The organism is Bacillus sp. FSL W8-0770, assembly GCF_038008705.1.
GTDB lineage: Bacteria > Bacillota > Bacilli > Bacillales > Bacillaceae_G > Bacillus_A > Bacillus_A cereus.
Genome location: NZ_JBBOZR010000002.1, coordinates 366,787 through 391,360, shown reverse-complemented (window position 1 = coordinate 391,360; position 24,574 = coordinate 366,787). Strand labels below are relative to the sequence as shown.

The window sequence follows — 24,574 nt, the reverse complement described above, 5'->3', positions numbered from 1 at the left end:
GAATACTTATAGAGAAATTAAAGAGGAAATGAAAAAAGTCAATTTATCTCGAGATTGTTGTTTTGTAGGTTAAAGTGGGGAAAAGATAGTCCGTTGTCACTATTATGTAATACAATTGCTGAGATTCTGCTAGAGAACCGTACAAAACCTATTGATATCTTGGCTTCCTAGGTTGGAGTAGAAACACTTCTATGATTGCTGATATCTCACTGACATTACAAAATATCTAGGCTAATACAGATATATAAGCAGCTAATCGCTTGTTTATACACTTCTAAACCTCTCGTGATAACAGTAATTAAGAGCCTTGCCTAATAAGACAAACAATGAATGTATTTCGCATTTGCTGCGCCAAGATATGTCTATTCAACCCTTCACGTTTTAATTCAAGTCGTATCATCTTTTGTATTGCAACCTCAGACAAAGCCTTTGGCGCATCTTTTTCGTAAACTCAACGATATGTTCCCTGATTAAAATTAAATGCTATAAACAAAGGATTATCTGTATACCGTCTAAGCCTTACATGTTCAGGAATAGTTATATAGTATTTGTAAAGATGCTTTGTATCTTCCTTGGTTAAGGAAACAGACCTAGTTACACCATTTTCTCCTGGAACAATTAAAGAGCAAGCTGTATATGGCTCATATTAAGCGATACAAGCCCTTGTAAGGACAACCCATAGTTTACTACTAAATTTATTATAGAAGCGTTTCTATCCATAATAAGAGGGCGATATTCAACGTGTCTTTCTGTTAATCCTTTTGTTGAAAGGGTAGTTTGTTTTAATAGTTTTTCTTCTGCTTCGGTAATAAAATCCTTATCACTTAGTGATTGATCAGGAATTAATGAGAGGTGAAAATCATCTACTGAAGTATCTATCGCTAAAGACATGTTCAATTTATTTAAGAACGGCCATATTCTGTGCCTTGTTTTCTAGCGCATAGAAATACTCCTAATAATTTTCTTTAGGTAGTTCACTTCATGATTTGATATCTAGGAGCTTCTCATTTGCTCTTAGTCACTTATAAAAACCAGTAATATCGTAATTATAAAGTTCAATCCTAGATTGTTTACGTCCATTTTCTGCTAAATAAGCAGAAAACGCTTCTAATACTACTTCTATACTAATACCCTTGTTCATTATAATCACCTAAATTCTTATCATATATTATAACAAAAAATAAGTGAAAGACCTGCTACCGCCCTTTGCTACGCTCGGTTGTTGGCATATCAAAAAGGAAAACGGACAAACAACCCTTTTCCTTTTTGATATGTTGTTTTTTATTTTCAATGAAAAAAAAGACAAATCTCGTCCTAATAAGGATTCGTAGATTTGTCCTTTTACATGGGAGTAATGATATGTTTAATTACCATTATTATAACGGATTTTACAAATATTTTCAATTAGGTCGGACATCTTAATAACAAGCATACTAGCTGTATTAAAAATCTATTATAAATATGTATCTTATATATTAAAAAGAAATAAAGATAAAACTATTATAGGTTATCAAAAATAGGGGAAAGATCTACTCCCACAAGGGAAAATTTGATGTTGGAACGTAAAAAATCATAAATAGTAGAAAATGTATCCGGAAATTCAATAATTATTAGACTATCACTTCTATAAAAAAGCATAAAGGGAATCACATATTTCTACATGAAATCGGAAAGGAATTGATGCAAATCACTTTATATTTATCCAACTGTGGAAATAGGCTTTATTTTCTTTATTTTGGTAAATAAGCAGTATCTAGCGTTCAATTACCCACATTTTATCCAGATTAGGCTGCTATTTGCTAACATAACTCAGTATTTACACATAACTCACATTATTATTGATGATTTTTATTAGATAAATGCAACAACATTAGTAATTACAATGGTTTTAGAAAGATTATATTCACAATGAACCATATTTGTCCGCATATCCACTATTTTTATAATTTTCCTTTTGATTTTTTGTAGGTATTATGAGATAGGTTTTAATACATTAGAAGAATACTCCCTAGTATTATGTGGAGAGTTATATATTGCTAGAATTGAATTTGTATAGAAGTGCATAAAAAATGACTCCATTTTATATGAAGTCATTTCGATTTAGTATTTATAAGTAGAGTAGCAGAAATGGATTACTAATTATACAAACACGAATAGCCCTCTACTTTCGATTTTTTCAAAAATAGAGAGCTCATTACTATTATTTTATTTCCATTGCGGTTAGCACCTGATCTGGAGTTGTTATTGTTATTCCAGCACGTACTAAACGTTCGAAGGTACGCATAAACTCTAGTAAATTAAACTGCTTTGGTAGTTCAATCACACGAAGTTTTTCTTGTGGCAGCTTATCAATTGCCTCGATAAACCATTCACGTACATCACTTGGAATCGTGCGTTCTTTATGGCCACGAACTTTTAGTTTTTCACGTATTTCAATTTCTAAAGCGATATATGCATGGAGATTCACTCCTTGATCATATGCATATTTTCTAAATAACGTTTCTTCCTGGTATTTTAGATAATTACGGTGATAAGACTCTTCTGTTACTGGTACCGCAAACTTCTGCTTCAATAATGCATGCACATTTTTAAACATCTTTTTAATGTTATGAAGAGAATACATAGAATAATGTAGGCCGAAATTAAAGATAGCTTGCTCACGTTCGCTATTTCTCTCTTTTGGTATATGCTGCGCAATAAGAGGGTAGATACCTTCTTTTGCTGCTGTATCGAGAATTTGATATTGAGATGTCTGATGCAATAGTTTCTTCAATGTATATACAATTTTCGTTGGATATCCTTCTTTTCGATCAACCATGTCACGTAGTCCGTGAATTACACTGCGAATTTGACGATGACAAGTATGCTTTAATACATGAATGAATTTATTCATGTCTGCAGAAAGTTCACCGATATTCATCTCTTGTAGGATTGCTTCGATAAATTTCGCTTTTCGAGCATAGGTAGCTTTTGGTGTAAATGGATCCCTATGTTGTTCTTCTCCAGCTTCTTTCGAACATAAGAAGTCTGAATGGATAGACAGATATAATGTTGTATATCGTTTTGTATGCTTTACACCTTTTTGCATTTTGCAAATTTTGAATAGGGGATTCCCCGTACATGGTAATGCAGTTGTTAATTCATCGATAACCGCACGGATCTGATGCGGATATTTTTTATGTAAGAAACGATACATCCCACCGAAGTGAGTTTTGTTTCCTCTTTCGTCCTGCTTGTCTAAAGAACGCTTTAATGTTGTTTCCGTATGTTGTTGCATTGCGATGTCTAAGAATAGTTTCTTAGCTGCTACAGATAGCTTAAAGAAATCCTTTGTAAATACAACAGGACTAATATATACGTACGGATTTGCTTTTTCTGTTTCCTCATTCATAAAATGAGTGAGTTTGATTGTATAACGGCCATCTACTCCATTTTCGATGGAGATAATGTTATGTAAGTTTAATTTCTTTAATGCGATATAGAATTGAGAGTGTTGGATATAAGCAAATTCTTCTTTATATTGCTTGTAATCTTCCCACATCATATGTATGGTTACATTTGGAATGACGCCGTTTGTATAGCATTTTTTATGTAAGTACAAGAACACTTCAAGATCAGCATTCGTAATACCGTATAATTTATGCTTTCTTCCCGTTTTTTCTGCAAGTGCAGACATTGCGCGACGTGAAAAAGATGGTTTGGCTTTTTCGACAAAGCCTTCTACGTCAGCAATACGTTCTTCGTATGTCATGTGCTGCAAAATATCTTCTAAATATGTATCTTTATAGCTGTAGTATTTCTCCTCAAATGCTTCCACAAGCTTTTGCCAAGATTTGAGTGTTACTAAAACTGCGTTTGTTGTTTTTCCATTTAAGCTACGTTGATTTCGTATTACAAATGACTTTCCCATCTTTTTCACCTCCGTTCTACAAATTCAGAAATATATGTCAAAATACTATAAAATATACCAATTTTGATTATAGCAAATCGAATTTTGTAAAAATGTCCTCCTTTAAGGCGAAATATGAAAAGATGAAAACCTCCCTGAAGCTTAGTGCCCCAAGGGATTTCATGAATATGCTAAAAAAAATAAAGGACATGATACCGCTGTAGATTTTCATCTTTCTAGAAAGAAAAGAACTAGAAGTGATAACCTTTATAATGCTTGATTTAATAATGGTTTTAATGAATTTAGATTATCTCAAAAGGGACATGATACCGCTGTAGATTTTCATCTTTTTTGTTCTATGGATTTTAGGAGGATAGCTTTAAATCGTTGATGTGATAGGCTTCATATCAAATGTTAGAGTTTTCGAAAGGGACACCATATAGCTATTTTGTATTTCATGTTTTTGAAATAAGGGGACATGATATAGCTACAAGTTTTCATGTAGGGGAAAGAACTTTTAAAATGAAAAATAGCATTCTAAACATTGATATATAGGTAGTTTTAAGCCTTTCAAGATAAATTCGAAAGGGACATGATATAGCTATAAGTTTTCATATCGAATATTAAGAGGATTGAACAAATCCTTTTATATCAGGGATGTAGGGGTTAATGAAAAAAATTTTTCGTTTATTATTTTTAATAAAGATATTGATACAATTTTCATCTTTATCTCGAAAGGGACATGATACCGCTATAGATTTTCATGTTTATATGAAAATAATCTTATTTAATGGTGCTAATGTTATTATAAAGTAGGCTATACAATAGCTATGTTTTACAAATTGTTGTTGTTCTATATAATAAATAAAAGAAAAAACTTCAATGCTACGTGATGAAACATCATTAATAGCGAGGTTAAAAGAATGAAAATTCTGATATTTTTTCATGTTTTTATATAAGGGAATTCATATAGCTATATTATTTCAACTTGAAATAATAAGATTTTAAAAATTTAAGGAAGAAGGAGGGGGACATATGGATAATGTTCTACAATTGTTTCGTGATGCATTATTAATATCGGAACCACTTTATAAAGATAACGAGACATTATGGGATAAATGGAATGCTTATTATAAGGATGTGAAAGAAGATAACAGCAAAATAGTAACTTCTGCATATCTTTCTCCTTCTTTTTCAATGCTAGTACAATGGCTTGAAAAGCAGCAAAAAAGAGGAGTTTCTTCATTACAAATATTCACAGAGATAGATCAATATAAAGATGAAATACAAGAAGCAATAGATTTATTTATTCACCAGGAGTTCTTAAGGTCCATAAAGAGTAACAATGAAATGGAAACTATTCCGTTAGAGGATGATAAACGAGTAAAACCAAATGATTATTATGAGGTTAATAACTCTGCTGTTTATTATAAATTAAGAGATGGAATTGCGAAAAATCAATTTGAAGAGGATGAAGAAACGAAAATAAAGTCATATCCAATTGAAACAAAGGATAGTAATGGACTGGCTCAACTTTCTTCTCATAAAGATGAAGATTTAAGGTTAACAAACATAGAGGAAGCAGCTCGGTGGAATACACTCGTGGATGGTGTTATGAGTAATATGGATGACTTAACAGCAGATTGTCTGGATTCTATCACTATTCAATGGTTGAATGAGGCTAAATCACCAGATGAGTTCATTGATTTCTCATATGAACAAGTTTTAGAAATGTGTAGTATTCCTAAGGCAAAAGCTAATGGAATTGAATATTATCGAGCTGAAGATAAGATTAAAGTTGCTAAAAGAATTGCTGCTTTAGCAAGTATTTTTATATATCTTAATGATGAAAATGAGGTTGTAGTTTTAAGTGATCGTGCAGAACCGGGTAAACATTACGAAGTAAAACGTGAAATCATAAAAAGGCTTTTTGTGCTTGATTCAGTGGTGCTTTGGAGAGATAAAAATACAAATGAATACATGGGAATAGAATCATGCCGAATTAAACCAGGTAGTTTCTTGTCAAGCTACTTATATGGTTCAAATAGTACAAACGCATTACTTTCTAAAAAAGCACTGGAATACAATAGTTATAGGCATAAGTATCACAAAAGACTAATTCGTTATTTAACATGGCAGTGGAGAATTCGACAAATGTTTTCTAGTTTAAGCAGGCCTTATTCTATAGGTGGGGATAAAGGACTATTAGCAGTAATGGATATTAAACAAAATCAAAAACCTAATAGAATCAGAGACCAATTAGAAAATGTCTTAATGGATCTAGAACGTGAAAAGGTTATTTCACATTGGGAGTATGAGAATGGATTAGATGAAGAGCAATTAACAAAAAAGAATTGGTTTAAAAATTATTATTCACAGTTAGGTATTAGGATATTTCCACCTAAAGAGTTAATGAATGCAATGGAGGATCTACCTAAAAAGAATAATACCAATGTGATACAAGTGGAAAAAGCTGTTACCAAGAAAGAAAGTAAGCCCATAAGTGTGGATGAAAGTGAATATGTAATCCGTGAAAAGATTATATTTTTGCATACGAAGAAGAATATAACAATGAGGGAGCTTTCAGAAGAGATAGGCATATCACAACCTACTCTTTCTAGGTTCTACAATCAAAAAACTAAGCGTCTTTCAGGTGTTGCTAAAGAGAAGTTGAACCGTTGGTATAAAAGGCAAGTTATAATCGATAAAATGTAATGAATAAGCTTACAAATTATGTATAAGAAGAGTAAAGTGAAGGGATGTCCTAGATATGGTACTAGGACATCTTTTTTTGCTTTAATGGGGTTTAATCTATAAATAATAATCGATAATACTCTTAATAGATTAGTGAAATCATAGTAAAAAATTCTTCTATAGACAAGAAGTTTTTTTAGTAAGTCTATCCTATTCTGAATCTAGTACTGTTTGGTTCAATTTTATGGATCACTTCGTTTATGAATATGTAATTTTACATATTCATATAAAGTACATATATACATAAAAAACCATAAAATTATATTGAAATCATTTTTTAGAAAGATATACATTAAGATTGAATTATATCATTAAATTTTTCATTTAATTATCGTAGTATAATTATTTCACCTAGTGAATTTAAAGTTACACTTAAATTTTTTAAGTATAACTTTAATGAAACAAAACATTTAATATCAGAAAAATCAAATATAACATATGCGATTTTCTAGTTTACTTATGAAAAAAATAGTGTTTAAATGATGGGGAAGTAAAGTCTTTACGCTCTATTAAAAAATCGAGTGTACGAGAGGAGAAATTCTAACGTTAGATTTTACAACATACACGATTAATATCGTAAAAAATAATAGTGAAGAGGTGTACGGAATGAAGAATAAAATTATGGCAGGATTTTTAATAACATCAATGGTTTCTGGTGCTACTATTCCTATCAATACACTCGCAATGCCAATCGTTCGGGCAGAAATGAAACAAGATAATATAGATATTTCCTCAGCATTAAGAAAAATAGGTGCACACTCCAAATTAACACAAACCTTTATAGATGGAGCCTTAGCAAGTCCGAATGTACAACTTGAAGAAGTTCCATCTTTAAATACAAATCAATTTCTAATTAAACAAGATATGAAAGAGTGGTCATCCGAACTTTATCCAAAATTTATTCTATTAAATTCAAAAAGTAAAGGATTTGTAACTAAATTTAATAGTTATTATCCAACATTAAAAGGGTTTGTAGATAATAAGGAAGATAAAGATGGGTTTACAGATAGACTGGAAGTCCTTCAAGACATGACCATAACAAACCAAGAAAGTGTGCAACGTCAAATTAATGAGTTAATAGATCTAAAACTACAGGTAAATAAAAAGTTGAAAAATCTTGATTCCGATGTGATAAAAGCACAGAGTATCCTTAGTTCAGAGGGAACAGGAAAAATAGATAAGTTAAAAACAGAAATGCTAGATACAAAAAAATCAATTCAAAATGATTTACAGCAAATAGCATTATTACCAGGAGCCTTAAATGAACAAGGGCTAAAGGTATTCCAAGAAATTTATAGTCTATCGAAAGATATCATTGAACCGGCTGCTCAAACAGCAGTAGTAGCGTATAACAAAGGAAAAGAAATAAACAATGCTATTGTAGACGCAGAGAAGAAAGCAGAGCAAGAAGCAAAAGAAAAGGGAAAATCAGCTATAGAAATTGAGGCTGCCAAAAAAGAAGCACGTGAAGCAATAGAGAGAAGTAAAAAAGGTGAAATTGCTGCAGCTGCAGTTACAAAAACGAAAGAGTATGATCTTATGAAAGTGATTGATCCTGAAAAAATAAAAAAAACATATAATACTTTTGCTGAAATTAATAAACTAACAGCAGAGCAACGTGCATATTTAAATGATTTAGAGAAACAAAATCAGAAATTATATGACTTAACAACTAAATTAACTGTAGCGGATTTACAAAAATCAATGATTCTTTTCATGCAAAATGATTTGCATACATTTGCTAACCAAGTAGATGGAGAAATTGAGCTAATGAAACGTTACAAAGAGGATTTGGATCTAATAAATAATAGTATTACAAAATTATCGACTGAAGTTGATGCCAATAACACTCAGTCTCAAAAAGATACATTAAGACGATTAAAAAGTGTAACAACTCAACTCGAAGAACAAGTTTATAAATTCTAATATTAAGAACATATGTTTATCAAAAAGATTATATTGCAACTGAAAATAAGGAGGAGATCAAATGATGAAATTTCCATTTAAGGTTATAACTTTAGCCACTTTAGCAACGGTTATAACTGCTACGAATGGTAGTACTATTCATGCACTTGCACAAGAACAGACAGCTCAGGAACAGAAAATAGAAAATTATGCGTTAGGACCTGATGGATTAAAGAAAGCGTTGGCTGAAACAGGCTCTCATATTCTTGTAATGGATTTGTACGCAAAAACTATGATTAAGCAACCGAATGTAAATTTATCCAACATTGATTTAGGTTCCGGAGGAGGAGAATTAATCAAAAATATTCACCTAAATCAGGAACTGTCACGAATCAATGCAAATTACTGGTTAGATACAGCGAAGCCAAACATTCAAAAAACAGCACGTAATATTGTAAATTATGATGAGCAATTTCAAAACTATTACGACACATTAGTAGACACTGTAAAAAAGAAAGATAAGGTAAGCCTCAAAGAAGGAATAGGGGATTTAATCGATACAATTCATACAAATTCAAATGATGTTACGGAAGTCATTAAGATGTTAGAGGCTTTTAAAACAAAGTTGTATACAAATACTGTAGATTTTAAAAATAATGTTGGTGGTCCAGATGGACAGGGCGGATTGACGGCTATATTAGCGGGAAAACAAGCACTAGTCCCACAACTTCAGGCCGAAATTGAGAATTTACGTTCTACACAGAAATCACATTTTGATAATGTATTAGCCTGGTCAATTGGTGGTGGATTAGGAGCTGCTATTTTAGTTATTGGAACGATTGCAGGAGCAGTAGTAATTGTTGTGACGGGTGGTACAGCTACACCAGCTGTTGTTGGTGGTCTTACAGCTCTAGGAGCCGCTGGTATCGGTTTAGGAACAGCAGCTGGTGTCGAGGCATCTAATCATATGAATTCTTATAATGAAATTTCGAATAAAATCGGAGAATTAAGTATGAAAGCTGATCTGGCTAATCAAGCGGTTATTTCACTTACTAATACCAAGGACACTCTAACATATTTGTATCAGACAGTGGACCAAGCAATCATGTCTCTAACAAGTATTCAGCAACAATGGAATAAAATGGGGGCTAATTATAAAGATTTATATGATAATATCGATCAAATGCAAGAACATAAACTTTCGTTAATACCTGACGATTTAAAAGCTGCTAAACAAAGTTGGAATGATATTCATAAGGACGCAGAATTCATTTCCAAAGACATTGCTTTTAAACAAGAAAAAACAAACTAAAAATCAATATATATTAATAGGAGGAATTAAAGTGAATAATAATTTTCCTTATAAACTACTTGCTGTATCGACGTTTTTAACCCTGACAACAACTACTGTAGTTTCACCAGTAGCTGCTTTTGCAAGTGAAAGTAAAATAGAACAAACCAGTACGGAAGATATATCTCTTTCTGTAAACAGTGAAAAGATGAAAAAAGCTTTGCAAGATGCTGGGGTATTTGCAAAATCCATGAATGATTACTCTTATTTGTTAATTAATAATCCAGATGTTAACTTTGAAGGAATTGATATTAAAGGATATACAAATCTACCTAGTCAAATTGCACAAGATCAAAAGAATGCAAGAGAGCATGCTACAAAATGGGATGCGCACATAAAAAAACAACTTTTAGATACCCTTACAGGAATTGTAGAGTATGATACCACATTTGACAATTATTACGATACATTAGTAGAAGCAATTAATGAAGGAGATGCAGATACATTAAAAGAAGGCATTACAGATTTACAAGGTGAGATTAAACAAAACCAAGCATATACACAGAATTTAATACAAGAACTAGCTAAGTTAAGAGATAGTATTGGAGAAGATGTCCGAGCATTTGGAGGTCATAAAGATATCTTGCAATCGATTTTAAAAAATCAAGCATCTGGAATAGATGAAGATGAAAAACGCCTAAATGATGTTTTAGAGCAAGTAAGACATTTTAAACAAGTAGAGTCGGATGGAATAATAACTGTATCAGTTCCCTCAATTCCTACATGGATTGCTGGCGGTGTAATGATTGGGGTTGCAAGAAATAATTTAGGTACGTTAGAGCCGTTATTAGCGCAATTACGGCAAACGGTAGACTATAAAATAACATTAAATCGTGTAGTTGGGGTTGCGTATAATAATATTGCTGAAATGCAAAATGCAATTGGATCAGCTATTAATGCTCTTACCTATATGTCAGCACAATGGCATGATTTAGATTCTCAATATTCAGGAGTACTTAATCATATTGATAAAGCATCCCAAAAGGCAGATCAAAATAAATTTAAATTTTTAAAACCTAACCTGAATGCAGCAAAAGATAGTTGGAAAACATTAAGAGCAGATGCATTTACATTAAAAGAAGGAATAAAAACATTAAAAATGGATCCTGTTTCTTCGAAAAAATAGGGAAGTATACTAAAAAGGTGGAGTTGTATCAAGAGCTTCACCTTTTTTTATTGTAGTTGAGTTGTATAAACAAGTTTCATCTTGTTTCAATTGTGAAAGGACTTCTTTGAGTCGATTAGTGTATATATAGCTTATTTTGCTATGCACATATTTAATCGACTTGAAGAAGTTCTTTTTGTGTTGCATTCAAGTTAGGAATCACTTGTATATAGAACATCGGAGGCTAATAGTACACTAAATGAAAAAGCACATAATTTGTGCTCGTTTTTCTCATGAAACAATAGGGGTTTATTTAAAGGAAACGATCTATGATTGCGATTGTATGGAATATCTAAACATTCAAAAGTTAAATATATCCGAACAAATTAAATTTATGCATAATGGACAAATGGTATTAAGAACATTACAAGACATATGTAATGAGAGAAAATTTACTATCATCGCTTGTACTGTAGTAAAGATATTAAAATAAATAGGCACGAGGGCTTATATTTAGATATTACAACTAAAAAATAATGTGAATAACTAGCACAGCTATTAGGCTTTTTTCATTTAGAAAAATACTATGGACATTATTAAATTTTTTTGATTAGATCTGACATTTTATTAACACTCATACTACTAATAATAAAATCTATTATAAATATATATCTTATATATTAAAAAGAAATAAAGATAAAACTATTATAGGTTATCAAAAATAGGGGGGAACTGTACTCCCACAAGGGAAAATTTGATGTTAGCACGTAAAAAATCATAAATAGTAAAAAATGTATCCGTAGATTCAATAATTATAAGACTTTCAATTCTACAAAAAAGCAGAAAGAAAATCATATGTTTCTACATGAAATCGGAAAGAAATTGATACAAATTACTTTATATTTATTCAACTATGGAAATAAGCTTCATTTACTTTATTTTGGTAAATAAGCAGTATTTAACGTTCAATTATCCACATTTTGTTCAGAAAATGTAGTTATTTGTTAACATTACTCAGTATTTACACATAACTCACATTATTATTGATGATTTTTATTAGATATATACAACAATACTAGTAGTTACAATGGTGTCAGAAAAATACTATTCACATTCGAGTATATTTGTCCTCATATTCACTGTTTTTATAATTTTATTTTTGATTTTTTGTAGGTATTATGAGGTATGTTTTATTACATTAGAAGAATACTCCCTGGCACTATGTGGAGAGTTATATAGTGCTAGAAGAGAATTTGTATAGAAGTGCATAAAAAAAGACTTCATTTTACATGAAGTCCTTCTGATTTTGTATTTATAAATAGAGTAGTAGAAAAAGAGTATGAATAAAACAACTACGAATAGCCCTCTAATTTCGATTTTTTCAAAAATAGAGAGCTCGTTACTATTATTTTATTTCCATTGCGTGTAGCACCTGATCTGGAGCTGTTATTGTTACACCAGCACGTACTAAACGTTCGAAGGTACGCATAAACTCTAGTAAATTAAACTGCTTTGGTAGCTCAATCACACGAAGTTTTTCTTGTGGCAGCTTATCAATTGCCTCGATAAACCATTCGCGCACATCACTTGGAATTGTGCGTTCTTTATGGCCACGAACTTTTAGTTTTTCACGCATTTCAATTTCTAAAGCGATATATGCATGGAGATTCACTCCCTGATCATATGCATATTTTCTAAATAACGTTTCTTCCTGGTATTTTAGATAATTACGGTGATAAGACTCTTCTGTTACTGGTACCGCAAACTTCTGCTTCAATAATGCATGCACATTTTTAAACATCTTTTTAATGTTACGAAGAGAGTACATAGAATAATGTAGGCCGAAATTAAAGATAGCTTGCTCACGTTCGCTATTTCTCTCTTTTGGTATATGCTGCGCAATAAGAGGGTAGATACCTTCTTTTGCTGCTGTATCGAGAATTTGATATTGAGATGTCTGATGTAATAGTTTCTTCAATGTATATACAATTTTCGTTGGATATCCTTCTTTTCGATCAACCATGTCACGTAGTCCGTGAATTACACTGCGAATTTGACGATGACAAGTATGCTTTAGTACATGAATGAATTTATTCATGTCTGCAGACAATTCACCGATATTCATCTCTTGTAGGACTGCTTCGATAAATTTCGCTTTTCGAGCATAGGTAGCTTTTGGTGTAAATGGATCCCTATGTTGTTCTTCTCCAGCTTCTTTCGAACATAAGAAGTCTGAATGGATAGACAGATATAATGTCGTATATCGTTTTGTATGCTTTACACCTTTTTGCATTTTGCAAATTTTGAATAGGGGATTCCCCGTACATGGTAATGCAGTTGTTAATTCCTCGATAACCGCACGGATCTGATGCGGATATTTTTTATGTAAGAAACGATACATCCCACCGAAGTGAGTTTTGTTTCCTCTTTCGTCCTGCTTGTCTAAAGAACGCTTTAATGTTGTTTCCATATGTTGTTGCATTGCGATGTCTAAGAATAGTTTCTTAGCTGCTACAGATAGCTTAAAGAAATCCTTTGTAAATACAACAGGACTAATATATACGTACGGATTTGCTTTTTCTGTTTCCTCATTCATAAAATGAGTGAGTTTGATTGTATAACGGCCATCTACTCCATTTTCGATGGAGATAATGTTATGTAAGTTTAATTTCTTTAATGCGATATAGAATTGAGAGTGTTGGATATAAGCAAATTCTTCTTTATATTGCTTGTAATCTTCCCACATCATATGTATGGTTACATTTGGAATGACGCCGTTTGTATAGCATTTTTTATGTAAGTACAAGAACACTTCAAGATCAGCATTCGTAATACCGTATAATTTATGTTTTCGTCCTGCTTTTTCTGCAAGTGTAGACATTGCCCGACGTGAAAAAGATGGTTTGGCTTTTTCAACAAAACCTTCTACATCCGCAATACGCTCTTCGTATGTCATGTGCTGCAAAATATCTTCTAAATATGTATCTTTATAGCTGTAGTATTTCTCCTCAAATGTTTCCACAAACTTTTGCCAAGACTTTAGTGTTACTAAAACTGCGTTTGTTGTTTTCCCATTTAAGCTACGTTGATTACGTATCACAAATGATTTTCCCATCTTTTTCACCTCCGTTCTACAAATTCAGAAATATATGTCAAAATACTATAAAATATACCAATTTTGATTATAGCAAATCGAAAAATGATGAAAGGTGCTCCTTTAAGAAGAAAATTAGCAACTTGCAACAGCTTATGAAGCTAGTTGTATCAAGGGATAAGAGAATTTCATGATTTTTTTTTGTGTTAAGGATACCGCAAACGTGTTGCAAGTTGTGTGGTATGTGTAAAAGTAAGCGAAAAAGCACCTAAACCCTTGGTATATAAAGGATTAGAGTGAAAATGGTAGGAAAGTTAGGGAAAGGATACCGCAAACATGTTGCAAGTTAGTGAACGCAATCATTAAAAATGAATTGTAATAAATACCCTTGATATAAAAGGATTGGTCGGCATTTATAGAATGAAAGTAGGGAAAGGATACCGCAAACAGTGTTGCATCTTGTGAGGGAAATAAGGGCATGCATACCGCAAACGTGTTGCAAGTTGTGTAATATGTATAAAAGTAAATAGAAAAGCACCTAAACCCTTGGTATATAAAGGATTAGAGTGAAAATGGTAGGAAAGTTAGGGAAAGGATACCGCAAACATGTTGCATATTATGTATGTAACTTATTAAAAATATGAGATAAATAGCTTAAAAACTTTAAAATGACATGATTTTTTTTAGAATTACTTAGTTGAGAAATAAATTATACTGTTGCAAGTTGAAAGAGATAGGGAAAGGATACCGCAAACGTGTTGCAAGTTGATTAGAAATAGGTAAGAGAAAGAGCAAACGTGTTGCAAGTTGAGAAATATAAGGCAAACAAAGCGCAAAAAGAATGTAAGTAAGGAGAAATAGGTAAGAAAAAAAGCAACCTGTTGCAAGTTGAGAAATATAAGGAAAGCAAAGCGCAAAAAGAATGTCAGTAAAGGAAAATAGGTAAGAGGAAGAACAACCTGTTGCAAGTTAAAAAGTTAAGGAAAGTAAAGCGCAAAAGGAATGTAAGTAAGGAGAAATAGGTAAGAGGAAGAATAACCTGTTGCAAGTTGGAGAGTTAAGGAAAGCAAGGCGCAAAAGAAATGTAGGAAGAAGAAATAGGGAAAAGAAAGAGCAGTATGTTGCAAGTTGAGAAATATAAGGAAAGCAAAGCGCAAAAAGAATGTCAGTAAAGGAAAATAGGTAAGAGGAAGAACAACCTGTTGCAAGTTAAAGAGTTAAGGAAAGTAAAGCGCAAAAGGAATGTAAGTAAGGAGAAATAGGTAAGAGGAAGAACAACCTGTTGCAAGTTGGAGAGTTAAGGAAAGCAAGGCGCAAAAGAAATGTAGGAAGAAGAAATAGGGAAAAGAAAGAGCAGTATGTTGCAAGTTGAGAAATATAAGGAAAGCAAAGCGCAAAAGGAATGTAAGTAAGGGGAAATAGGTAAGAAAAAAAGCAACCTGTTGCAAGTTGAAGAGTTAAGGAAAGCAAAGCGCAAAAGGAATGTAGGAAGAAGAAATAGGGAAAAGAAAGAGCAGTATGTTGCAAGTTGAGAAATATAAGGAAAGCAAAGCGCAAAAGGAATGTAAGTAAGGGGAAATAGGTAAGAAAAAAAGCAACCTGTTGCAAGTTAAGGAGTTAAGGAAAGCAAAGCGCAAAAGAAATGTAGGAAAAAGAAATAGAGAAAAGAAAGAGCAGTATGTTGCAAGTTAAGGAGTTAAGGAAAGCAAAGCGCAAAAGAAATGCAAGTAAGAAGAAATAGGGAAAAGAAAGAGCAGCATGTTGCAAGTTCAGGAAAGAAAGTTGCAAAAGGAATGCAAGAAAAGCAGAATAGAGAAGAAAGAAACAAAAATTTGTAAATATCTGTTACAATAAATTAAATATAATAGTAGTTAAGATTTTTATACTGAGAATTATTTAATTGTGATCCATGGTTTAGGGAGGAAAAGAAAGTGGATAACTTATTACAAATGTTTCGAGATGCATTGTTAATCTCTGAGCCAATTTATAAAACTAACGAGCTAGTATGGAATAAGTGGAATGCATATTTTAAAGATGTTGAAAACAATAATAATAAAGTACTCACATCACCTCATGCTTCCCCATCATTTACTGCATTAGTGTCTTGGCTAGAGAAAAAACAAGAATCCGGTACTACATTAGTACAAATTTATGCCAAAATTGATTCCTATAAGGAAGAAATATATAAAGAAATTGAAGGATTTATAGACAAAGAATTCCAAAATATAGCTTCTTCAAGTTCCATAATAGTAGAAAATGATCAAAATATAGAAGAGGCAAGTATAGTAAACCATGAGGATTATTATGAGGTAAATAACTCTGCTGTTTATTATAAGCTAAGAGATGGGATTGCAAAAAATCAATTTGAAGAAGATGAATTAAGTAAGGTTTTACAATATCCTATTGAAACAAAATCTTCTAATGGTGTAGCCCAGCTTTCTTCACACAAAGATGAAGATTTAAGACTTACTAATATAGAAGAAGCTGCTCGATGGAATACTCTTGTCGATGATGTAATGAGTAATATGGATGATTTAACGGCAGATTGTCTAGATGCAATTACAATACAATGGATAAACGAAGCAAAATCTCCAGACGAATTCATTGATTTTTCTTATGAGCAAGTTTTAGAGATGTGCAACATTCCAAAAACAGTAGTCAAAAATAAGGAATACTATAGAGCGGAAGATAAAATTAAAATAGCAAAAAGAATTGCGGCTTTAGCAAGTATTTTTATCTATTTAAATGATGAGAATGAAGTCGTAGTATTAAATGACCGTGAAGATGAAGGGGAACGACTAGAATTAAAGCGTGAGGTTGTTAAACGATTATTTGTATTAGATTCGGTTGTATTGTGGAGACATAGTGTTACAAATGAATATATGGGTATTGAATCTTGTCGTATTAAGCCAGGCAGCTTTTTAACCAATTATTTATACGGATCAAATAATACAACAGCATTATTGTCTAAAAAAGCACTTGAATACAATAGTTATAGACACAAATATCATAAAAGGTTAATACGATACTTAACATGGCAATGGAGAATTAGACAAATGTATTCATCATTGAAAAAGCCATATTCTATAGGTGGGGACAAAGGCCTGCTAGCAGTAATGGATATCCCGAAAGATTGGAAGCCTAATCGTATTAGAGAACAGTTAGAAAACGTTCTAATGGATTTAGAAAATGAAAAAGTAATCTCTCATTGGGAGTATAGTGACCCACTGGATGAACAACAAATTGGGAAACGTAATTGGTTTAAAAATTATTACACTAACTTAGGAATAACGATTTTGCCACCTGAAGAAATGCTACAGTCAATGGATAGGGTAATAGGAAAGAAGATTGTAGAGGAACCACAAGAGCAATTACCCGAAGTAACAGTTGTTAAAGAGATAAAGAAGACTGTAGAATCATTCGAACAAATAGAGAAAAAAATCCGTGATCAAATACTGAAAGTACACAATGAAAAAAAGGTAAGCATTCGTGAAATAGCAGATGAAATGAGTATTTCTCCGTCTACATTATCTAGGTTTTGTAATTATAAAACAAAACGTTTATCTAAAAAAGCATTAGAAAAGCTAACAAAATGGTGTGAAAGGCAAGAAATATTAGAAAAGATGTAACATAGACTAAATATTTCTTTTAATAATAGTCAAAGTAAAAATACACATACATTATGTATGTGTATTTTTACTTATTATCACCAATAATAGTCTAAATTTTCTTTATTGATGGTGGTTTTGGCGCGCGAAGATCCTACTGGAAAGTCATTATAGTTATGCTATTTAATCCACTGCAATTAAATTTCTTGTCTTATCGATATGGTTCAGTAACATACGATACTCTTCTTCATACATAGTTATACGTTGTAGAAGAGATTGATTCTCTGTTTTTAAATCTTCAATTTGATTTTGTAATTTTGTCAATTCATTCACATCTTTATAATTTTGTAGAAAGAGAATAATATCATCTAATGTAATAGACAAAGAGTTTTTTTCTTTTTCTGATGGGGAGAGGGGAATGTTGTTTCCCATTTTTCGGTCTTGTTTTGCTAGTTGTATTTCTTCTTGGTATTGTTTTCTCACATATGAATTCCAACGAAATCCACAAGCTGCGGGTGTTCTAGCTAGTAGTTTTGCTACCTCTTTGAATGCAGCTAACTGTGTTCCACCGTTACGAATATTCTGAAGTACTGTTGATGCGAGAAGTAAATCGTTATCATCAGTCCAGGAATCTTGTCTTGAGATTACCACGTTTTAACCCCCCTTATATGTTTTATATTATATATATGCAATTACTCAAAATGATAGAAGTTTAACTTCTCTTGAAATAATTGGGAGTAAGTTGGTAGAAGTATGTATGATTTTACATGCAAAATTGCATTTAAGGTTGACTATTCCACGAGGTGTAACTATACTGGTTACAGTAATGCAACTGAATTAATAAAGTTGTTGGTATGAATTGGTTGTATTAATGATGTATAAACAAATATTAAAGAATGAATGGAGTTGAAAATATAGTCCTACATATAAAACGTTTGTATAAAAAGAAATTAGGTAATATACATTTTTTTATAAGTATATATAAATGAAAAGAGGTGTGCGTTTTGAAAATTTTCAAGGGAATTCTAGTTTCTTCAATTGCATTAACAGCATTTAATGGAGTAGGCAGTATACTTCCAAGTGAAAAATCAGAAGTTGCCTACGCAGCTACTTATAATTATTCAAATAAGCAATTGAATTCTACTGTACATAAGCAAGTTACTAAACAATTAATTTTAAAATTTAAAAATGAAGTGAATTTACCATATCAGGATGGAATAGAAAAATTCATTAAAGAAGAAAAACAAGATCCTGAATTAATTGGAATTTTAGCTGAATATCCAAATGTAACTATAAATCGACTTTTTAATTCTTTAAATCCTAAAGAAATTAAAAATCTTGGTAAAGAAATAAAAGATTCCGATCATATTTCTTCTAATTTGCTAAACTATTATATTGTAGAAACTCAAGATGATATTGATGTACAAGCATTACTTACAAAAATTGAAAAATCATCTCTTGTTGAAACGGCGTATTTACAGGAAGAAGAAGCGCCACCAGCAGAGCGTTTGCCAAATTTATCTGTTAATCCATATGATGAGCCTAGACTTACAAGACAAGGTTACCTTGAACCAGCACCATTAGGAATTAATGCACCTTATGCCTGGAGCATAAAAGGTGGAGATGGAAAAGGAACTACTTTCGTAGATATGGAGTATGGGTGGTTATTTAATCATGAGGATTTAGTGAATCAAAAGATTGAATTGATATCTGGACAGAATAAAAGCGAGCACCATGATCATGGTACCTCAGTCTTAGGAATTGTTTCGGCAGAGGATAATAACATAGGTGGAATTGGGATCGCACCGAAAGCTAAGGTAAAGGTTGTATCCCAGATTAGGGATAACGGAAATTATAATACAGCTGATGCTATTTTAAGTGCGGTTAACAATATGCAAGCTGGAGATATTCTTTTACTAGAGGCACAAGCAACTTACGATGGATATGGAGATAAGAACTATTTTCCTGTGGAAGTAAAACCAGACATATTTGATGCAATTCGTATGGGAACAAATAAGGGAATTATTATTATTGAAGCAGGTGCAAACGGCGGAAATGACTTGGATCAATTTAGAGACCGTAATGGTAAACAAGTTTTAAATCGTAATAGTCCTGATTTTAAAGATTCAGGGGCAATTATGGTTGGGGCAGCTTCTGCAAGAGTTCCTCATAAGCGTTCATATTTCTCTAATTATGGTAGTAGAGTGGATGTGTATGGATGGGGGAATGCAGTAGATACTACAGATGCTAAACCAAGTGAATTTATAACAAATTTATATACATCTAGTTTTGCTGGAACATCTAGCGCATCACCTATTATTGCTGGTGCTGCAGCATCAATTCAAGGAATAGCAAAAAATAATCAGGGAAAAGTATATACACCAAGCCAGCTTAGGGATATTTTAAGTGATTCTAGCACCGGAACGAAATCTAATGATCCAACTTCTGATAAAATTGGTGTTTTACCTGACTTAAAAGCCATTTTATCTAAACTTGGTTTTTCACCAAACTTAAGTAATGATTCTTCCATTGTATTTCCTGAGGAACAAGAAATAAATAAAGGGAATAAGGGAAATGAAGGATCTACTATTACGTTCCCAAAAGAAGATTCCGCTAATAGTGAAGGGGACTCTAGCTTTATTTTCCCAGAATAATAGAAATACCTCCTATTAAGCATGGGGCAAAATAGTTTACTCAATAAGAACAAAGGATATGAATTCAATAGAAATATGAATTTATATCCTTTTTATTTTAAGCTGTTTTTACTACCTTACAAAAACGTAATGTTAGCGTAATGGAAATGAATTTTGGCAGCCAATAGATTAGGATATAATTTTTGTGAGAAAAGATATGAGGTGAATAATATGAAACGAATAGTGCTTATGTGTAGCGTTTTTGTGATGTTTACTGTGTTGTTATCCGGGTGTAATTTAAATCGTCTTGGTACAGATACATATTATGTGCAAATTACCAAGGATGGTGAAAAATTAAAAGAGAAAAATGTAAATGGGGATACAACTTATGATTATAAATTACCTGGATTTGATAAGGATGGTAAAGAGAAAGAAATGGAGTTTACAGCGTTAAAAAATCTTCGTAAAGAAGCGTTTTTACGTATATATTACTCTGAGAAAAAAGGTGTGAAATCTTGGGAAGAAGTGAAAAAAGATGAACTCCCTACAAAGGTAAAAGAAAAATTAAAGGTGGATTAATATATAATGCTTTGTTAGAGCAATATATCCTCAAACTATTAGAATGTATATTGTGAAATAGGCTAAAGTTCTTTAGAGTTGTTAAAGTAAGAGGCTGACAGTTATTGTCAGTCTTTTACTTTTGCAGGAAGAAAATAAAAAAGGCATTTAACAGGAAAGTGTTGGATTATTAACAATTATTTAAGATACAAAGCTACAATATATCTACTCCTGAACTATAATAATTTTAGGTCAGAAATAAGCTTCTGATTTTGTGAGGAGTTAAGTACTAAAAAAGCTTAATTTTGTTTACGTATTTATAGTCGTTTAAAGGATTTATGATTGGTTATGATATAATAAAATTCAAGTACAATAAGGGGGATTAATTAAATGATTTTTCAAAGCATGATAACAGCTATTATAGAAAAATTACAAGAGACGGTGAATCCCTATTGGATAATTGTGTTTGGATCAACGGCTGAGAACAGAGAACGAGAAGATAGTGATATTGATATAGCTTATGTAAGTGACACAACATTAGGGAACTATGAACGTTTTTTATTAGCACAGGAGTTAGCTAACATTGTTCAAAGAGATGTTGATTTAGTTGATTTATCCGAAGCTTCTACAGTTTTTCAAGCTCAGATTATACATACAGGAAAGACAATATTTTGTTCGGATGAAAAACGTAAGGTTATTTTTGAAATGAAAACCTTAAAAATGTATTCAAAATTGAATGAAGAACGTCAGGTAGTATTTGATGATATAAAGAAAAGAGGTTCTATATATGAAGAATGAGGTTATTTTAAATAAAATTTCTACAATAGAGCGTTGTATAAAAAGAATCCAAGATGTGTATGGAAATGACCCTGAAAATTTAGAGGACTTTACAAAACAAGATTCAATAATATTGAATATACAAAGAGCTTGTGAAGCGAGTATTGATGTAGCAATGCATATTGTTGCAGGGAAAAAATTAGGATTACCCCAATCTAGTCGAGAGGCCTTTGATTTATTGGTTACAGCAGGATTACTTAGCGCTGATCTAGCAAATAAGTTAAAGGCGATGGTTGGATTTCGTAATATTGCTGTTCATGATTATCAAAGTGTGAATTTAGATATTGTTCGTCAAATTATTGAAAAACATTTAACTGATTTTAAACTATTTACAAAAGAAGTAATGGGGATATTGGAATTTTAGGTAAAAGAACAGAATAATAGGGCTAGAAAGAAAGTAAATCTATGATTCCCAAACCAGCTATTGAAACAATCACTTAATTTCGTAAGAAGAAACGCGTTCATAAGATGAATTTGTTTATGTTGTAGTGAGGCTTTGCATGAGATGTGTGTAGATAAATAGTAGGGAAAATATCCATATACAATTTTATCAACAAATAAGTAAATATTTTCAAAACTAATTTTTATACATATAATGTATACCCAAAACAAAAAAGTTTCCAAAAGGAAACTTTTTTGTTTTGGGTAAATTTATGGCGGTTAATTAATATACAGTTTTTGAAAAAAATGATGGATCATGTCAAATCATCTTCATTTACACGAACATGAACGTAGTATAAAAATGAAGCATATCCAAAATAATTAAAGGGGCTGAAAAAATGATTAAAAAACTTATTATTGGTTCTATTGCTTTAGGCACAACAATAGGAGTGAGCAAACCTACATTTGCTGCTACAATACATTCTCCATCACAGTTTAAAGAAACTCGATATGTTCATGTGCAATCACTATATTCTCCATGGCAGTATTTAGGGCAAACTTCAAGGGAATTTCAAATTAAAAGTAAGGATCCAAAAGTACTAGCTTTTGAACTAGCAAAAGAAGCACCATTTTATGAAGAAGAATTAGTAGACATATGTTCTGAAATTTTAGATGCAAATGTAGATGTTGTATATTGGACAAGTAAGGAATGGGTTAGATTTGAAGAAGGAAATTATGAATTTAAACATGAAATTAAAATTTTTAGAGATAAAGAACGTCAGCAATTAATTACGACACTGGAATCTTAGTTCTTTTACAAAAAAGAAGCTATCTTTAGTATGCTATTCTCCCCTCATAGTAGATAGGAAAAAGAAAACACATTAACCTATTTATTATGGAGGGGATTTTTCTATGGGGTAAATTAGAATGACTTGCTATAAAAAATGAAAGGAAAAGGAGTGGGTTTATACTTAAAAGAAGATGTAAAACTGTTAAGAAAAAAATAGACATTTATTATCCAATTGTAAGACATTAAATGAAATGATTCGAAACTTTAGGTATTAAAGAACTAGAAGAATACGGGAAAATAAAAGGGTTATATTTAGGTAGAATGAAACTTAATGGTTTAGATACTAAGACTAAACGATTGGAAAAAGAGAATGGGATGTTAGAAAAATGAAGGATAGTATGTCGTGAAATCGCGAAAGTAAAAATTCTAGGATAATGCACATAAAAAAGACTTCTTCATCTATCTTAAGTCCACAAATATTTAAAATTTTATAATCATCAAAGATTTCAAGAGAAACTAAGCCACCTGAGTCCATACAAATATAGACTCAGGTGGCTTAGCTGCGCTTTGAAAATCCTGTCTACCCGACAGGGCCCTGTCTTTTTATTTTTCAAATAAACAAACTGAAACAAGATTATTTAGAAGTATTAGTGAATTAGCCTCTTTTTAATTCTTATTTCGTATCTCTTACCTTTAACAAGTACAAACATAATTGATTAATCTAAATTACCTTTAAAACATTTATAAATTTGATGCTATAAAAGCAATAGAATTATGTAATAAGTGAATCAAAAAAACAACCCCAAAAGCAGACATGGTAACCTGATATTTTTCATTCTTTTTTTTATATACCCAATAAGCATAGTTATATAAAAGACCAATTATCGTTGTACCAACTATATAAGTGATTCCATATTGATGATTTAATCCAAATATAATTGAAGCTATTAAAATGATAAGGTAATCGCGATTTTTAATGTAAGGAATCCAACTTAATAGCCAAAATAAAAATACTTGAAAAACTACTGTTTCATATATTGGTGCCGCTAATACCCCTAATAAAACTTGAAGAATAAGAGGTGCTTCTGTTATTGGGTTTTTTTGTATTTCAGGTAAGAATAGATCTAATGGTATTACAAATAAAAATGATCCTAATAAAATAAGAAAAACAAAAGAAATGGTAGGCAAAGCAAACATAAATCTATTTATTTTTTTGAGCATATATATTTCTCCTATAATCTTTTAATACAAAAAGTAATAAATAATTGAGTCTCTTTTTGTTTGACATGTTTTTGTCTACTATTGATGAAAACCGTTCTGTAATTGAATTCTTGGCTTATATGTAGGTGTAGCGATAAAGTAGGGATATATTAACACTATATTGTTAATATTAAAATATTAAAGAGCTAAGTGAGATATTAAGGTCACACCAATTGTATGATGAATATAATATCAAGCCCGTTAAGGAAATATGCTGTATAGGACACGCTTGTACTGTTTATTTTACTATATGAATATTTAAGTGCATATAGTTTTGGAGGAGTATGTATTTTTGCATTTTTTAATACAAACGTTTTTTATTAAAAATTTACTTTCTGCGCTACCTCATATGAATTTAAGACAATTGAAGAGTAAAGGCTAAAAGAGTCTAAGTTTAGATTGTACAGGT

13 protein-coding genes and 4 pseudogenes are annotated in these 24,574 nt (G+C 31.5%); 12 read left to right on the top strand and 5 right to left on the bottom strand.

All coding sequences use genetic code 11. From position 1 onward, the window contains the following. Positions 1-304: 304 nt before the first annotated feature. A pseudogene (locus tag NST27_RS28540) lies at positions 305-1,141 on the bottom strand (integrase); the annotation flags it as partial. A gap of 1,059 nt (positions 1,142-2,200) precedes the next feature. Continuing rightward, on the bottom strand, positions 2,201-3,910 hold the full coding sequence (locus tag NST27_RS28535) for a hypothetical protein (protein ID WP_341035306.1): 1,710 nt from the start codon (positions 3,908-3,910) through the stop codon (positions 2,201-2,203). Between the two features lie 1,014 nt (positions 3,911-4,924). On the opposite strand from NST27_RS28535, the pseudogene NST27_RS29680 reads away from it, so the two are divergent. The 5 genes and pseudogenes from NST27_RS29680 to hblA all read left to right on the top strand — a co-directional run. Further along, positions 4,925-5,216, top strand: a pseudogene (locus NST27_RS29680) (hypothetical protein); the annotation flags it as partial. A gap of 71 nt (positions 5,217-5,287) precedes the next feature. Then, positions 5,288-6,604: pseudogene (locus NST27_RS28530) on the top strand (helix-turn-helix domain-containing protein); the annotation flags it as partial. A gap of 645 nt (positions 6,605-7,249) precedes the next feature. Then, positions 7,250-8,569, top strand: coding sequence for a hemolysin BL lytic component L2 (gene hblC / locus NST27_RS28525; RefSeq protein WP_047388013.1), 1,320 nt, complete (start codon positions 7,250-7,252; stop codon positions 8,567-8,569). Positions 8,570-8,630: 61 nt separating this feature from the next. Then, complete coding sequence (gene hblD / locus NST27_RS28520; protein ID WP_000975323.1) at positions 8,631-9,860, top strand: hemolysin BL lytic component L1; 1,230 nt, start codon at positions 8,631-8,633, stop codon at positions 9,858-9,860. 31 nt (positions 9,861-9,891) lie between these two features. Further along, positions 9,892-11,025: a hemolysin BL binding component B gene (hblA, locus tag NST27_RS28515; protein WP_001063470.1), complete on the top strand. Its 1,134-nt coding sequence runs from the start codon at positions 9,892-9,894 to the stop codon at positions 11,023-11,025. 1,384 nt (positions 11,026-12,409) lie between these two features. Here hblA and NST27_RS28510 read toward each other — a convergent pair. Next, positions 12,410-14,119 (bottom strand): hypothetical protein, encoded by a 1,710-nt coding sequence (locus NST27_RS28510; protein ID WP_341035304.1) that lies wholly within the window; start codon positions 14,117-14,119, stop codon positions 12,410-12,412. Between the two features lie 1,910 nt (positions 14,120-16,029). On the opposite strand from NST27_RS28510, the gene NST27_RS28505 reads away from it, so the two are divergent. Then, on the top strand, positions 16,030-17,727 hold the full coding sequence (locus tag NST27_RS28505) for a helix-turn-helix domain-containing protein (protein ID WP_061661887.1): 1,698 nt from the start codon (positions 16,030-16,032) through the stop codon (positions 17,725-17,727). A 162-nt stretch (positions 17,728-17,889) separates the two neighbouring features. On the opposite strand, the gene NST27_RS28500 is transcribed toward NST27_RS28505, so the two are convergent. Further along, positions 17,890-18,357 (bottom strand): RsfA family transcriptional regulator, encoded by a 468-nt coding sequence (locus NST27_RS28500; RefSeq protein WP_000237072.1) that lies wholly within the window; start codon positions 18,355-18,357, stop codon positions 17,890-17,892. 353 nt (positions 18,358-18,710) lie between these two features. Between NST27_RS28500 and NST27_RS28495 the strand changes: the two genes are divergently transcribed. The 6 genes and pseudogenes from NST27_RS28495 to NST27_RS29675 all read left to right on the top strand — a co-directional run. Further along, positions 18,711-20,360 carry a S8 family peptidase gene (locus NST27_RS28495; protein ID WP_000688780.1) on the top strand — a complete coding sequence of 550 codons (1,650 nt, stop codon included), beginning with the start codon at positions 18,711-18,713 and terminating at the stop codon, positions 20,358-20,360. A 210-nt stretch (positions 20,361-20,570) separates the two neighbouring features. Beyond that, complete coding sequence (locus NST27_RS28490) at positions 20,571-20,918, top strand: YxeA family protein (RefSeq protein WP_000822913.1); 348 nt, start codon at positions 20,571-20,573, stop codon at positions 20,916-20,918. Positions 20,919-21,287: 369 nt separating this feature from the next. Continuing rightward, entirely contained in the window at positions 21,288-21,695 is a 408-nt protein-coding gene (gene mntA / locus NST27_RS28485) for a type VII toxin-antitoxin system MntA family adenylyltransferase antitoxin (RefSeq protein WP_000577229.1), read from the top strand. Continuing rightward, entirely contained in the window at positions 21,685-22,098 is a 414-nt protein-coding gene (gene hepT / locus NST27_RS28480) for a type VII toxin-antitoxin system HepT family RNase toxin (protein ID WP_000787542.1), read from the top strand. Before mntA ends, hepT begins: the two co-directional genes overlap by 11 nt. Before the next feature lie 415 nt (positions 22,099-22,513). Next, the gene (locus NST27_RS28475) at positions 22,514-22,924 is read left to right on the top strand and encodes a hypothetical protein (RefSeq protein WP_000592183.1); all 411 of its coding nucleotides are present in this window, start codon (positions 22,514-22,516) and stop codon (positions 22,922-22,924) included. A gap of 461 nt (positions 22,925-23,385) precedes the next feature. Next, positions 23,386-23,523: pseudogene (locus NST27_RS29675) on the top strand (hypothetical protein); the annotation flags it as partial. 123 nt (positions 23,524-23,646) lie between these two features. Here NST27_RS29675 and NST27_RS28470 read toward each other — a convergent pair. Beyond that, positions 23,647-24,126, bottom strand: a complete 480-nt coding sequence (locus NST27_RS28470) for a CPBP family intramembrane glutamic endopeptidase (protein ID WP_000913860.1) — start codon at positions 24,124-24,126, stop codon at positions 23,647-23,649. Positions 24,127-24,574: the final 448 nt, after the last annotated feature.